Genomic DNA, 13,997 nt, shown 5'->3' on the forward strand with positions numbered 1-13,997 from the left:
CTCAAGGGGAGCGACGTACTCTATGAAGTCGATGCGGGCACACACTAGCACAGAACGCCGGTGTAATGAACCCCCAAAAGCCCGCTTTCTCCTTGACATTGACCTCCAAAAAGCTTTAATTATGTTAAATTTTTCTCCGGTAGAGGTTTTTTTGACACCTTTTCCGGCGGCTGCGAACCCGCTCTGGACGGCCCTTTCCGGGGCAGCCAGGTACCCCGGCAGGACAAAAATCGGGCACTTCAGCCTCATGAGAGGTTCATCCAGCCAACATTAGCCAAGCTTGACCGCGGAACCCATTATATATAATGCTGGAGCACGGACCGCGCCGGAGACACCCCGGCGGGGAGGAGGCCGGGGCGCTTAGCCCCTTAAAGGAGCTTATGAGATACCGTTTTCCCGTGGCACTGCTTTTACTTTCCTTGGCAGCCCCCGTATTCCCGGCGGCTGCGGCGTCTGACCAGCCCACCATCTACACCATCGCCCCTGGCGACACCCTGTGGGGGCTCTCCAAGCGCTTCCTTAACGATCCCCACTACTGGCCCAACCTCTGGGCGGCCAACGGCGAGAACGGGATCGGCAACCCGCATTTCATCTATCCCGGCCAAAAGATCAGGGTCTACAGCGACCGCATCGAGATCGAGCAGCCGAAGCCTCAGCAGGCGGCCCCTGCCGCGGAGGCCCCACCGGCCGCTCCCGCCGGGACCGAGGTTGCTCCGCCCCCCGAGGAGCCGGTCCAGGCGTTCTCGGTGACCGGAAGCGAAGGTTTCCTGGTTGAGGACGGCCAGCCGCCGGCCGGGGCCATCATCGCCACCGCCCAGAACCGCAAGATCGTCGGGACCGACGACATCGTCTACACCGACCTCGGCAGGGGCAACGGTGCCAACGTCGGCGACCGTTATTCCATCTACAAAAAGATGGGGGCGGTGAGCCACCCGGTGACCAACGAGATCGTCGGGGAGCGGGTGATCCCGCTTGGCGAGTTGCAGCTCTCCGAGGTCGAGGAAAAGGTCTCCAAGGCGATCATCACCAAATCCTACCAGGAGATCTCCCCCGGGAGCTACTTGCTGCCGGTGCAGGATAAGAAGGTGACGGTTCCCCTCAGGGCCGCCGACCGCGACCTGGTCGGGTACATCGTCGAGAGCCAGACCGGCAACAAGGTAATCGCCGTCCGCGACCTGGTCTTCCTGGACCTCGGGCGCGCGCAGGGGGTGCAGCCGGGTAACCTCCTGTACATCGTCCGCGACGTGACTCTCGACCAGCGTTATACCAAGTCCCGGGTGGACAAGTTCCCGGTCGAGGTGGTCGGCGCCCTGGTGGTGCTGAAGACCGGCCTCAATACGTCGACCGCCGTGATCGTGAAGAGCGTCGATACCATCTACCGCGGCGACCGGGTGGAGATGAAGAAAAGCAGGTAGTTTGCCGGGGGGGGGAACCCCATGGAGCACTACTACTGGTTCGGCCTGAAATCGGTTCCCCTGGTCGGAAACGTCACCTTCCTCCGTCTCGTCTCGCATTTCGGGACACCGGAGCGGGTGCTGAAGGCCTCGGCGCACGAGCTCTCCCGGGTCAAAGGGGTGAGCCGGGCCGCCGTCGAATCTCTCTCCAGCCACGACTACCGGCCCTTCGCCGCCGCTGAAGAGGAGCGTCTCGCGGCGAGCGGGGCGGCCGTGGTCGACATCCTTTCCGAGCGCTACCCGCGCCTGTTGATGGAAATCCCCGACCCCCCTCCTTTCCTCTATGTGAAGGGAGAGCTCAGGGGGAACGAGACGGCCGTCGCCCTGGTCGGCTCCCGGCGCGCCTCGCAGTACGGGCTCGCCACCGCCACCCGCCTCGCCCACGACCTCGCCGGGCAGGGGATCGCGGTGGTCTCGGGAATGGCCAGGGGGATCGACACCGCCGCCCATTGGGGGGCGCTCAAAAACGAAGGCAGGAGCATCGCCGTCCTTGGTTGCGGTATCGACGTCATCTACCCTCCCGAGAACGGCGCTCTTCATGAGAGCTTGACGAAACAGGGAGCGGTGATCACCGAATTCCCCATGGGGACCGCGCCGCTGGCCGAGAACTTTCCCCGCCGCAACCGGATCATCAGCGCCCTTTCCCGCGGCGTGGTGGTGGTCGAGGCAGGCGAGGCGAGCGGCTCGCTGATCACCGCCCGCTACGCGTTGGAGCAGGGGCGGGAGGTCTTCGCGGTCCCCGGCAACGTCACCCTGAGCGGAAGCCGGGGATGCAACGCACTCATCAAGGAAGGGGCCAAACTGGTCGAGCGGGTCGAGGACATCCTCGAGGAGCTCTCCATCGAACCCCGCCCGGCCGGGGAGATTCCGCAGCCTCCCTCCTTCTCGCTGACCGGCCGGGAGGCCGAGATTTACGCCCTCCTTTGCCAGGGACCGCTCCACATCGACGACCTCATCGTACGGAGCTCGTTGACAGCGTCGGAGGTTTCCGCTACGTTACTGCGCCTGGAGCTCAAGGGGGCGGTGATGCAACTCCCCGGGAAGCATTTCGCGGTAACCTGAGCGACCGGCAGCGCCGATCGCTTATTTCAATCAACTTAGGTGGACCCATGTCGCACAACCTTGTCATAGTCGAGTCTCCCGCCAAGGCGAAGACCATAGAGAAATTCCTCGGGCCGGATTTCAAGGTGCTGGCCTCCTTCGGGCACGTCCGCGCCCTCCCCAGCAAACAGGGGTCGGTGGACGTCGATCACGACTTCGAGCCGAAATACGCGGTGCTCCCCGAGAGCAAGAAGCACATCGACGCCATCAAGAAGGAGATGAAGGGGATCGATTCGCTGCTCCTCGCAACAGACCCCGACCGCGAGGGAGAGGCGATCTCCTGGCACCTCCTGGCCGCGCTCGGCCTGGACGGCAAGAAAAAGACCCCCTTCGAGATCAGGCGGGTGGTCTTCCACGAGATCACCAAGGACGCCATCGTCCACGCGGTGAAGAACCCGCGCGGCATCGCCCAGGACCTGGTGGACGCCCAGCAGGCGCGCTCCATCCTCGACTACCTGGTCGGTTTCACCCTTTCTCCTTTCCTCTGGAAGAAGATCCGCTACGGCCTTTCCGCCGGGCGCGTGCAGTCGGTGGCCTTGCGGCTCATCTGCGAGCGCGAGAAGGAGATCCAGGCCTTCAAGGAGCAGGAGTACTGGACCATTGCCGCCAAGCTCGACACGGCGAAGAAGCAGTCCTTGACCGCCTCGCTGGTGGAGTCCGAAGGGAAGAAGCTCACCAAGTTCGATATCCCGGACCGCGACGCCGCCTTCCGGATCTTCTCGAAGCTCGGGGGGAAGGAATTCCCGCCGCTCTCCGACGATGCCGATTCCAAGCCGCTGGTGGTGAAGGACCCGGTCAACCCGGTCTACAAGGTCGAGAAGATCACCAAGAGCGAGCGCAGACGCCAGCCGTCGCCGCCGTTCACCACCTCCACCTTGCAGCAGGAGGCGGCCAGGAAGCTCGGCTTCTCCGCCAAGAAGACCATGTCGACCGCCCAGAAGCTCTACGAGGGTATCGACGTCGGCGACGGCCCGGTCGGTCTCATCACCTACATGCGTACCGACTCCGTGGCGCTCTCCAACGTGGCGCTCGACGAGGCCCGGTCGGTGATCACCACCCTGTACGGCAAAGAATACGCGCTGGAGAAACCGCGCTTTTTCAAGAACAAGTCGAAAAACGCGCAGGAGGCCCACGAGGCGGTCCGGCCAACCTACATCTCCAAGACCCCGGTCGAGGTGAAGAAATTCCTCTCCTCCGACCAGTTCAAGCTCTACGACCTGATCTGGAAGAGGACGGTTGCCTGCCAGATGGCCGAGGCGCTCCTCGACCAGACCTCGGTCGATATCTCCGCGGGCCCCGGCTTCAAGTTCCGGGTGGCGGGGACCGTGATCCGCTTCGCCGGCTTCATGAAGCTCTACATCGAGGGGGTCGACGACGAGGTCGAAGAGAAGGAGGGACTCCTCCCGCCGCTTAACGAGGGGGACATCCTTAACCTTCAGCAGCTCCTTCCGGAGCGCCACTTCACCCAGCCGCCGCCGCGCTACACCGAGGCGACCCTGGTGAAGACCCTGGAGGAGTACGGGATCGGCCGTCCGTCCACCTACGCCTCGATCATGAACACCATCATCGAGAGGAAGTACGCGCGGCTGGACAAGAAGCGCTTCATCCCCGAGGACGTCGGGATGGTGGTTTCCGATCTCCTGACCAACCACTTCACCCAGTACGTCGACTACAACTTCACTGCCAACCTCGAGGAAGAGCTCGACATGGTTTCCCGCGGCGAGAAGCAGTGGCGTCCGCTCCTGCACGAGTTCTGGGGGCCGTTCATCAACCTTCTGCGCCTCAAGGAAGGGGAGGTGAACAAGTCCGACCTGACCACCGAGGCGACCGACGAAGTCTGCCCGGAATGCGGGAAACCGCTGGTGGTGAAGCTAGGGAAGTTCGGTAAGTTCTTCGCCTGCACCGGCTACCCCGAGTGCCGCTACATCCGTCCGCTCGACAAGGAGACCAACGAGCCGGTGGAGGTAGTGGAGTCCGAGGAAGTCTGCGACAAGTGCGGGAGCAAGATGCTGATCAAGGACGGGCGTTTCGGGAAGTATCTCGCCTGCTCCGCCTATCCCAACTGCAAGAACATCCAGCCGCTGGTGAAGCCGAAGGGGACCGGGATCACCTGTGTCGAGTGCGGCAAAGGCGAGCTGATCGAGAAGAAGTCCCGTTTCGGCAAGCTCTTCTACTCCTGCAACCGTTATCCCGAGTGCAAGTTCGCGCTGTGGGATCTCCCGGTCCAGCAGCCCTGTCCCAAGTGCGGCTTCCCGCTGTTGGTGAAGAAGGTGTACAAGCGTCAGGGAGAATTCTTGAAGTGTCCGAAGGAAGGGTGCGACTGGAAGAGCACCGACTAGTCTTCTCGCTGTGACAACCACTATTGGCAACACCCGCGGGGTCCTCGGACCCCGCGCTTTTTTTCCGCGCAGCTGCGCCGTGACATCGGTCCAATCGGCCCGATCAGTCAGATCGGTCGGATCGGACTGACAGTACCAGGGAGCATCATTTGACACAGCAGATAACAGTAATTGGCGGCGGCTTGGCTGGCTGCGAGGCGGCTTGGCAAATCGCGTCGCGCGGCGTGAAGGTGAAACTCTACGAGATGAAGCCCAACGCCTACTCCGAGGCGCATCACCTTCCGGGGCTGAGCGAACTGGTCTGCTCCAACTCCCTGCGCGGGGACTCGCTGGAAAACGCGGTGGGGCTTCTCAAGGAAGAACTCCGCCGCTTGGGCTCCCTTTTCATGGAGGCGGCCGAGGCCACCAAGGTTCCGGCCGGCGGCGCGCTGGCGGTCGACCGCTCGCTCTTCTCCGAATACATCACCAAGAAGATCGAGCAGCACCCCCTGATCGAGGTGGTCCGCGAGGAGGTGACCGAGATCCCCTCGGAAGGGATCGTTGTGGTCGCCTCGGGACCGCTCACGAGCGGCGCCCTGGCGGAAAAGATCGGCGAACTCGCCGGCGAGTACCTCTACTTCTACGACGCCATCGCCCCCATCGTCGCCGCCGACTCCATCGATCTCTCCAAGGCCTTCCGCGCCTCGCGCTACGGGAAGGGTGACGGCGACGATTACCTCAACTGCCCGATGGACAAGGAGCAGTACGAACGCTTCGTCGAGGAGATTTTGAAGGCGGAGAAGGTGGAGCGGAAAAGTTTTGAAAAGGTGGTCCACTTCGAAGGATGCATGCCGATCGAGGAGATGGCCAGCCGCGGCGTCGAGACCCTCCGTTTCGGTCCCATGAAGCCGGTAGGCCTCGTCGATCCCCGGGTGGGCGTGGAGGCACACGCGGTCATCCAGCTTCGCCAGGAAAACCGGGAGGCGACCATGTACAACCTGGTCGGCTTCCAGACCAAGCTCACCTGGCCGGAGCAGAAGCGGGTCTTTAGCACGATTCCTGGCCTTGAGCAGGCCCAGTTCCTCAGGCTTGGCTCCATGCACCGCAACACCTTCATCAACGCGCCGAGACTGATGCTGGCGACCTGCCAGTTGAAGAGCGATCCGAGGGTCTTCTTCGCCGGCCAGATCACCGGCGTCGAAGGGTACGTGGAGTCTGCCTCCAGCGGCTTCCTGGCCGGGGTCAACGCCGCCCGGCTGGCCAAGGGAGAAGAGCTGACCGTTCCTCCGCCCGAGACCGCCATCGGCGCCCTGGCCCAGCACATCACCAACGCCGAGGCCGACCACTTCCAGCCGATGAACGTGAACTACGGCCTCTTCCCGCCGCTTCCGGGTAAGAAGATCAAGAAGAAGGAGAAGCGCGGCATCCTGGCCCAGCGCGGCCTGGAGGCGCTGGAAAAGTGGCAGCCCGAACTAAAGAAGGACCGCGCAGAATAGCTGACCTCTCGTTCCCCCTTTGCGAAGGGGGGACAGGGGGGATTTCTGACCAGGCAGGATTTCGTCCCCGCTGCCGGCCCCACCTATTGCAGAGGGGCAAGGGGGACAGGCACCTGCGGAGCCAGTCCCCCCGCATCTGCAACTTGCTGATGATTTTTCCGGGTAAACTGTAGTAGGGAAACTCTCCACCGGCCCCCATTCAATGCCGCTGTCAACGTCTTCGCGGAGGGATGCCATGCGAAGTGACAAGGGAAACCAGGAAATCTCAGTGTTAGGCAGGCTCATTTCACTCGAAGCGCTGGTCTTTCTGATGGGGATAGCTTCTCTCGTCTACGGACTGGCCACCGCCAATGCTTTCAATCTCATCATAGGGGCGGCCATTACCATGGCAGCTGTGATCCTGGCTTTCAAGTGCCGACGGATCCGGCCGAAATAGTGCCGCCTCGGGGAGAACATTCAATGAAAAGTGCAGTCGTACTCGCCTCGGCTTCCCCGAGACGCAGCGAGCTCCTGGAGTCCGCCGGGATCACCTTCCGGATCGTGCCCGCCGACATCGACGAGACTCCCTTGCCGGACGAGCCTCCCGTCGACCATGTCCTGCGGCTGGCCGAGGGGAAGGCGAAGGCTTCCGCCGAGCTCTGTCCGGAGGGGCGCTTCTTCCTGGGGGCGGATACCATCGTCCTTTGCCAGGGGGAGATCATGGGGAAACCGAAGGACGCCGCCGACGCGGAGCGGATGCTGAAGAAGCTTTCTGGCATCCCTCATGAGGTGGTGACCGGTTTCGCCATCTACGACCGCGAGCGCGACGGCGCCATCACCGAGGCGGTGCGGACCAAGGTCTTTTTTAAGCACCTGCGCGACGAGGAGATCGCCGCCTACATCGCTACCGGTTGCCCGTTCGACAAGGCGGGAGCCTACGCGATCCAGGGGGGCGCCGCCCACATGGTCCAGAAGATCGAAGGATCGTACACCAATGTGGTGGGGCTTCCGCTTTGCGAGGTGGTCGAGCAGCTCAGGGTGATGGGAGCGATCTGAGGAAGGGGGAGCCGTGTCGATAGCCGATAACTTTCAGACCATCCGGCAGAGGATCGAGCAGGCGGCGGTGAAGGCCGGCCGCGATCCCAAAACCGTGCAGCTGGTGGCGGTCTCCAAGACCAAGCCGGCAGAGGCGATATCCGAGGCGCTTTCGGTTGGGCAGACCATCTTCGGCGAAAACTACGTCCAGGAGCTGGTCGCCAAGGCGGTGGAGCTCCCGAAGGAGATCTGCTGGCACTTCATCGGCCACCTCCAGAGCAACAAGGTGCGCCAGATCGCCGGACTGGTCGACCTGATCCATTCGGTGGACCGCATCTCGCTGGCCCGGGAGATCGACCGGCAGTGGGGTGAAATCGGCAAGAGCTGCGATGTCCTCGTCCAGGTCAATATCTCCCAGGAAGCGAACAAGAGTGGAACGACGAGCGAAGAGCTTCTCGATCTGGTGAAGGAGGTCGCTGCCCTCCCGCACCTGCGGGTGAAGGGGCTGATGACCATGCCTCCGTTCTTCGACGATCCGGAAGGCGCGCGTCCCTATTTCCGCGCCCTCAGAGAGTTGTCCGGAAAAGTCGAGGCAGCCGGTATTGCGAATGTAGAGATGCGCGAGCTCTCGATGGGGATGTCCGGCGACTTCGAAGCCGCCATCGCCGAGGGGGCAACGCTGGTCAGGGTCGGCTCGGCACTCTTCGGCGAGCGGGATTACGGAAGCAAATAAAGGGACAGTCAAAACCGGATAGAACGCGGATGACACGGATTGAACGGATTTGCACGGATAAAGCTCTAAGCTTTTAGGTTCAAACCTTTTGACTGGTCTTTGCCTCATCCGCCTTTATCCGTTAAATCCGTGCCATCCGTGTTCCATTGATTTGGGGTTATAACCATGGAATCTCAACCGAAAAAGCAGATCTCCAAACTGAGGCGCCCGTTCGTAGCAGCCGGGGCCGTGGCGGGCGCCGGCATCTCCGTCTGGTACCTAGTTGCCAACTTCGGCATCAGCACCATCGTTCCCGACCCGATCTGGCTCAAGTTCGTCAAGGTCGCTCTCATCATGTTCTGCTCGATCTATCTCGCCAATCTGCTGCGCAATGTGGTGGAGAAGGTGATTGGCAAAAAATAAAATCCCCCCTGTCCCCCCTTTGACAAGGGGGGGACGCTGTGCGTCCCACATTGGTTGTGGAACCGTCCTTGACCGTACCGGCATCCGAATCATCCCACCTCCTGCTTCCTGACTCCAAGCTGTGGAAAAATTAAGTTGTTTTTGAGAGGGGCTTCATGCTAACGCTGATTGGTTATTTCAGCTTTGGGAGATCCCTATGATTCACCTTTCCAATATCACCAAACAGCACGGCTCCAAGGTGCTGTTCAAAGACGCGAGCTTTCAGATCCTTCCCGGAACCCGTGCCGGTCTGGTCGGCCCCAACGGAGCGGGGAAGACCACCATCTTCCGGATCATCACCGGCGAGGAGGAGGTCGATTCCGGCGAGATCACGGTCGGGAAAAAGACGACCATCGGCTATTTTTCGCAGGACATCGGTGACATGGCAGGTCGCTCCGCACTGGAAGAGGTGATGGCGGTCTCCGCCGAAACGGTACGGCTGGCCGCCGAGCTCAAAGAGATGGAAGAGCAGATGGGGACCGACATCTCCGCGGACGAGATGGAGGCCCTTTTGGCCCGCTACGGCGAGGCTATGGAGGAGTTTGAGCACCGCGGCGGCTACGATCTCGATTCCCGCGCCAAGGCGGTCCTCACCGGCCTCGGTATCGGTCCCGACCGCTACCACAACCCGGTCGAGTCCTTCAGCGGCGGGTGGCGCATGCGCGTGGCGCTGGCCGGCATCCTCACCCTTCAGCCCGACGTCCTTCTCCTGGACGAGCCGACCAACCACCTGGACGTCGAGTCTATCGTCTGGCTTGAAGAGTGGATCGCCAGCGAGTACAAGGGTGCCCTCCTGATGACCAGCCACGACCGCGATTTCATGAACCGGGTCGTGAACCGGATCGTGGAGGTGGCCAATAAGACCATCACCACCTATAACGGGAACTACGACTTCTACGAGAAAGAGCGCGACATCCGCAAAGAGCAGCTCCTGGCTAGCTACAAGCGTCAGCAGGAGATGCTTTCCAAGGAAGAGGAATTCATCGCCCGTTTCGCCGCCCGCGCCTCGCACGCCGCCCAGGTGCAGTCGCGCGTGAAGAAGATCGAGAAGATCGAAAGGATCGAGATCCCGGCCGAGGATAAAGTGGTCCGCTTCGAATTCAACGAACCTCCCCGTAGCGGCGACGATGTCGTGGTCATGAATGGCCTCGCCAAGAGCTGGACCAACCCGGACGGAAGCCTCCACCCCGTTTTCTCCGGCGTCACCGGCACCATCAAGAGGCTCAGCAAGATCGCGGTGGTAGGTGTCAACGGCGCGGGTAAATCCACCTTCCTCAAGACCATCGCCGGGGAAACCGAGCCGAGCGCCGGCACCGTAAATTTGGGGGCCAACGTCGAGCTCGGCTACTTCAGCCAGCACGCGATGGAGATCCTCGACCCGAAGAAGACGATCTTCGAAACCGTCCAGGATGTCATTCCCCTGGCCACCATCGGGGTGATCAGGAACCTGCTCGGCTCCTTCCTCTTCCAGGGGGACGACGTCGACAAGCGGATCGAGAACCTTTCCGGCGGCGAGAAGAGCCGTGTGGTGCTGGCGACGCTGCTGGCGCGCCCGGTCAACTTCCTGGTGCTCGACGAGCCGACCAACCACCTGGACATCAAGTCGCGCGAGATCCTCCTCGACGCCCTGTCGAACTTCACCGGCACCGTCATGCTGGTTAGCCACGACCGCCACTTCCTCCGCAAGCTCGTGGACCGCGTCATCGAGGTCGACCACGGCGAGATGCGGCTCTACGAAGGGAACTACGACTACTACCTGTCCAAAACCGGCGGCGTCATCCACTAACCCCATCGCCTGCTAGTGGGTGCTTAATCTATACCCTCGCCCGTTTAGAGGAGAGGGGGGCCGAAGGGCGGGTTAGGGAGGTTTATTCCTGTTTGCCAGACCCTGACCTCCATGCTATAAACCATGCATTGTGCCCCGCGCAGTGGCGGGAAATTACTTTCGATTCCAAGGAGAGCAGAACATGGCAAAGAACCCGGAAATGACCTTCAAATACGTCTTCACCTATGATTACAGCCCGGTCTATGTCAACGGTGCCCATGGCGGCGTCTCTCCCCGCGGCGAACTGGTCATGAACTTCTACCTCGAGCGTCAGCCGCTCCCGAACGCGATTTCCCACGAGATCACCCAGACCGGCACCATCGGCGAAGAGACCGGCGTCGAGCCGGCGGACCTTGGCCGCAGCATCGTTCGGCACGTCACCAATGGCGTGGTGGTCAATTACCAGACCGCCCGCGACCTCCACTTCTGGCTCGGCGAGAAGCTGAAGGAGATGGAAGCCCTCGAGCAGGCCAAGCTGGCCATGGCCATGGAGCAGGCGGGGGGCAAGACCCAGTCCACCCACTAGCCATTTCTGCGTCATAAGAAAAGGGGCTGGTATCACCCGCAACGCCAATACGGCCGGGTGATCCGCCCCTCTCTTTTTATTCGGACATAACTTCCCTCCCTCATGGGGAGGGGGACCACCGCTAGTTATTGAAAGAGGTACCTTGATGTTGCCACAGCGCTCGGTTGGAGCCGAATCGGTCAGGATGATTGAACTTGGGCATCCCTGGATCATCGCGGATGCCTACACCAAGAAGTGGCCCGCCGGGGAGGCGGGAGACGTTGTCGAATTGGCCGATCCGGCCGGACGTTTCCTGGCCACCGCCCTTTTGGACCCTGCCGACCGGATCGTCGCCCGCATCCTCTCCCGCCACCCCATGCGTCTCGACCGGGGATGGATCAAGAAACGTCTGGAGCGGGCGGTAGCCATCCGCCGCGACCACGCCGATCTCACCGATACCGATGCGTACCGGCTGGTGAATGGCGAGGGGGACGGCTTTCCCGGCCTGACCGTGGACCGCTACGGCGATTACCTCATGATCCAGCTCTACTGCAATGGCTGGCGCAAGCACCTGAAGCTGGTCACCCAGGCGCTGGACGAGCTCCTCGCTCCGGCAGGGATCTACGAGAAGGGGCGCCCCCAGAAGACCAGGGAGCTCGAGGCGGAGAGGGAGGATAAGAAGTATGGAAGGCTCTTGACCGGCACTGCCGCTCCCGACCCGTTGCTGGTCATGGAGAACGGCCTGAACTACCGGATCAGCCTGGAGCGCGGTCTCAACACCGGCCTCTTCCTCGACCAGCGGAACAACCGGCGTGACCTCGTGAAACGGGTGAAGGGGAAACGCTTCCTCAATCTCTTTTCCTACACCGGCGCCTTCTCGGTGGCGGCAGCCTCGGCCGGAGCCAGCCTGGTTACCAGCGTCGACGCCTCGGCGACCTACATGGAGGTGGCCCGCGAGAACTTCAACGCCAACCGGCTCAACCCCAAACGGCACGAGTTCCTGCTGGGAGATTGCCTGGCGGTACTCGACGACCTGGCCAAGCGGGGGAAGGTGTACGACGTCATCCTGATGGACCCGCCGTCCTTTTCCACCACCGCGAAGAGCCGCTTCACCACCCGTGGCGGCACCTCCGATCTCGTCGCCGCCGCGCTGAAGATCCTGAAAAACGGGGGGCTCCTGATCGCCTCGTCCAACCATCAGAAGGTCGATGTGGCGGATTACCTGAAGGAGCTCCGCCGCGGTGCGCTGCAGGCGGGGAGCTCTCTGGATGTCGTCGCCTTGCACGGCCAGCCGGAGGATTTTCCGTACCCGGTGACCTTCCCCGAGGGGCGCTACCTCAAGTACGCGATCTGTGTCAAAGGGGAGGGGATGTAGTGGCGAAATGCCCCCGCCCCTGAGTGCCGGGTGAGTGCTAAGCCACCTTGAATTGATTCACCATCCGTTCCAGATCGCCGCTCAAGGTCAGGAGATGACCGGCAGCCCGGGCGGCATCCTGCGATCCCGAGGCGGTCCTGGTGACGATTTCCGACATCGCGTTGAGGTTGCGGGAGCTTTCGTTGGTGGTGGCGCTTTGCTCTTCGGCGGCGGTGGCGATCTGTTCCGTCTTCAGGGAGACGGTCTTTATCTGGTCCATGATCCGGCACAGGGCGTCGTTCGAGCGCGCCGCCTCCTCGCTCCCCTTTTCCACCTCCCTAACCCCTTCGTCCATCGCCGTTACCGCAGTCAAGGTTTCCTGCTGCATGCTCCGGATCATGTCGCCGATCTCGCGGGTGGCCTTGGTGGTCCGCTCCGCCAGGGCACGCACTTCGTCGGCGACCACGGCGAAACCGCGCCCCTGCTCGCCTGCCCGGGCCGCCTCGATGGCGGCATTGAGGGCGAGGAGATTGGTCTGGTCGGCGATGTCCTCGATAGTGTTGATGATGGCGCCGATCTGCTCGGACCGCTGTCCGAGGGAAGCCGCGGTACCGGCGGTGAAGCGGACCCGCTCGGCGATGTTGTTCATGATTTGGATGGTGGCGTTGACTACCTCGGCACCGGTGTGGGCCGCGTCGCTCGCCGTGTTGGCCTCCTGGGCCAGTCCGATACAGTTGGAGGAGATGTCGGCGGAGGTTCCGGACATCTGCTCGCTCGCGGTTGCCACGGTGACACTCTGGCTGGACAGCTCGGCCATCCCGCCCGCCATCTGCTCCGAGGCGAGGCTTAGCTCCCGTGCCGTGCCCGCTACGTCGGTTGCGGCGGAGCTGAGGCGGTTGACCATCTCTCCCAGGGTCACCCTGACCTTCTCGGCGCTGGCGCCGATCTTCCCAAGCTCATCCTCGCGGCTCCAGACGGCGGGGATGGAAAAGTCGCCCCGCTCGAGATTGCCGAGGCTTTCCACGAGCCGGTCGGCAGGGGTGACGATGAGCTTCTTGATGAGGTAGTTGATCAAGATGAGAGTAAACCCGAGGGCAACCAGCACGTACACCAGGCACTCGTTGATGGTCCGGTAGCCCTTCTTTTGGGCCACCGCTCCCATCTGCTCCGCCGCCGCCTTGACCCTGGTGGAGGCTTTCTCCAGGAGCTCCGTGGGGGCGCGGTCCATCCCCGCCACCGCCTGGTCCCCCGCATGGGGAAGGAAGCCGGCCTCTTTGAAGGAGGCGAGCCCCTTGCGGTAATCGATCCCCATTTGCCGGTGCGCTTCCAAAAACTGCCCGATCAGGGCGCGGGCCTCGGGATCGTCAACACGGTTGGCGAGCTCCTTTCCTTCGGCCTGGACTTCCTGCTCCTTTTTCTCGAAATTCCCCCAGTACTTTTCGAACTTGGCGGGATCGCTCCCCCTGAGGAGAACGTCCTTCCACTCCTGCACCTGCTTCTTGAAATCCAGGGTCATCTTGAGGACTTCGAAGGTGTTCGCGTTTCCCTGCTGGACTTTGCTCCCCAGGGTCGTGATGCTGTTCCACGAGCTCCATAATCCGAACAGCCCTCCTGCCAGAACTACAACGATCCCCAAACCCATGATCGCCGAAAGCTCAGCGCGGATGGTTCTCATGCCCTACCCCCTGATGGAAAATTGGCAACTAGCTCTTTTTTCGGAATTTACGGCGTCAACTTTAGGCCGGTTTGAAGAAGA

General features: G+C 62.0%; 12 protein-coding genes. 11 read left to right on the forward strand and 1 reads right to left on the reverse strand.

All coding sequences use genetic code 11. The annotated features are described in order from the left end of the window. Positions 1-380 precede the first annotated feature (380 nt). The 11 genes from L4X63_RS09970 to L4X63_RS10020 all read left to right on the forward strand — a co-directional run bounded on the left by L4X63_RS09970 (position 381) and on the right by L4X63_RS10020 (position 12,262). On the forward strand, positions 381-1,415 hold the full coding sequence (locus L4X63_RS09970; RefSeq protein WP_250678480.1) for a LysM peptidoglycan-binding domain-containing protein: 1,035 nt from the start codon (positions 381-383) through the stop codon (positions 1,413-1,415). Between the two features lie 21 nt (positions 1,416-1,436). Then, positions 1,437-2,516, forward strand: coding sequence for a DNA-processing protein DprA (gene dprA, locus L4X63_RS09975; protein WP_250678481.1), 1,080 nt, complete (start codon positions 1,437-1,439; stop codon positions 2,514-2,516). 47 nt (positions 2,517-2,563) lie between these two features. Then, on the forward strand, positions 2,564-4,894 hold the full coding sequence (topA, locus tag L4X63_RS09980; protein ID WP_250678482.1) for a type I DNA topoisomerase: 2,331 nt from the start codon (positions 2,564-2,566) through the stop codon (positions 4,892-4,894). Between the two features lie 149 nt (positions 4,895-5,043). Beyond that, positions 5,044-6,369, forward strand: coding sequence for a methylenetetrahydrofolate--tRNA-(uracil(54)-C(5))-methyltransferase (FADH(2)-oxidizing) TrmFO (gene trmFO, locus L4X63_RS09985; RefSeq protein ID WP_250678483.1), 1,326 nt, complete (start codon positions 5,044-5,046; stop codon positions 6,367-6,369). A gap of 235 nt (positions 6,370-6,604) precedes the next feature. Continuing rightward, positions 6,605-6,805 (forward strand): hypothetical protein, encoded by a 201-nt coding sequence (locus L4X63_RS09990; RefSeq protein ID WP_250678484.1) that lies wholly within the window; start codon positions 6,605-6,607, stop codon positions 6,803-6,805. A gap of 23 nt (positions 6,806-6,828) precedes the next feature. Further along, entirely contained in the window at positions 6,829-7,404 is a 576-nt protein-coding gene (locus L4X63_RS09995) for a Maf family nucleotide pyrophosphatase (RefSeq protein WP_250678485.1), read from the forward strand. 13 nt (positions 7,405-7,417) lie between these two features. Beyond that, on the forward strand, positions 7,418-8,116 hold the full coding sequence (locus tag L4X63_RS10000) for a YggS family pyridoxal phosphate-dependent enzyme (protein ID WP_250678486.1): 699 nt from the start codon (positions 7,418-7,420) through the stop codon (positions 8,114-8,116). Positions 8,117-8,281: 165 nt separating this feature from the next. After that, positions 8,282-8,518: a hypothetical protein gene (locus tag L4X63_RS10005; RefSeq protein WP_250678487.1), complete on the forward strand. Its 237-nt coding sequence runs from the start codon at positions 8,282-8,284 to the stop codon at positions 8,516-8,518. Positions 8,519-8,714: 196 nt separating this feature from the next. Then, entirely contained in the window at positions 8,715-10,343 is a 1,629-nt protein-coding gene (locus L4X63_RS10010) for an ABC-F family ATP-binding cassette domain-containing protein (RefSeq protein WP_250678488.1), read from the forward strand. A 181-nt stretch (positions 10,344-10,524) separates the two neighbouring features. Next, entirely contained in the window at positions 10,525-10,908 is a 384-nt protein-coding gene (locus tag L4X63_RS10015) for a hypothetical protein (protein ID WP_250678489.1), read from the forward strand. Between the two features lie 145 nt (positions 10,909-11,053). Beyond that, on the forward strand, positions 11,054-12,262 hold the full coding sequence (locus L4X63_RS10020; RefSeq protein WP_250678490.1) for a class I SAM-dependent rRNA methyltransferase: 1,209 nt from the start codon (positions 11,054-11,056) through the stop codon (positions 12,260-12,262). A gap of 37 nt (positions 12,263-12,299) precedes the next feature. Here L4X63_RS10020 and L4X63_RS10025 read toward each other — a convergent pair whose 3' ends face one another. Then, positions 12,300-13,916, reverse strand: coding sequence for a methyl-accepting chemotaxis protein (locus L4X63_RS10025; protein WP_250678491.1), 1,617 nt, complete (start codon positions 13,914-13,916; stop codon positions 12,300-12,302). Between the last annotated feature and the right edge of the window lie 81 nt (positions 13,917-13,997).

It is taken from the genome of Geomonas sp. Red32 (assembly GCF_023652955.1).
In the GTDB taxonomy this organism is placed as follows: Bacteria; Desulfobacterota; Desulfuromonadia; order Geobacterales; family Geobacteraceae; genus Geomonas.

Excerpts from the sequence above, each read along its gene's own strand:
- L4X63_RS10015 (WP_250678489.1), top strand. The coding sequence starts at position 10,525 with ATGGCAAAGAACCCGGAAATGACCTTCAAATACGTCTTCACCTATGAT.
- L4X63_RS10020 (WP_250678490.1), top strand. The coding sequence starts at position 11,054 with ATGTTGCCACAGCGCTCGGTTGGAGCCGAATCGGTCAGGATGATTGAA.
- L4X63_RS09995 (WP_250678485.1), top strand. The coding sequence starts at position 6,829 with ATGAAAAGTGCAGTCGTACTCGCCTCGGCTTCCCCGAGACGCAGCGAG.
- L4X63_RS10005 (WP_250678487.1), top strand. The coding sequence starts at position 8,282 with ATGGAATCTCAACCGAAAAAGCAGATCTCCAAACTGAGGCGCCCGTTC.
- L4X63_RS10025 (WP_250678491.1), bottom strand. The coding sequence starts at position 13,916 with ATGAGAACCATCCGCGCTGAGCTTTCGGCGATCATGGGTTTGGGGATC.
- topA (WP_250678482.1), top strand. The coding sequence starts at position 2,564 with ATGTCGCACAACCTTGTCATAGTCGAGTCTCCCGCCAAGGCGAAGACC.
- L4X63_RS09990 (WP_250678484.1), top strand. The coding sequence starts at position 6,605 with ATGCGAAGTGACAAGGGAAACCAGGAAATCTCAGTGTTAGGCAGGCTC.
- L4X63_RS09970 (WP_250678480.1), top strand. The coding sequence starts at position 381 with ATGAGATACCGTTTTCCCGTGGCACTGCTTTTACTTTCCTTGGCAGCC.
- L4X63_RS10010 (WP_250678488.1), top strand. The coding sequence starts at position 8,715 with ATGATTCACCTTTCCAATATCACCAAACAGCACGGCTCCAAGGTGCTG.
- dprA (WP_250678481.1), top strand. The coding sequence starts at position 1,437 with ATGGAGCACTACTACTGGTTCGGCCTGAAATCGGTTCCCCTGGTCGGA.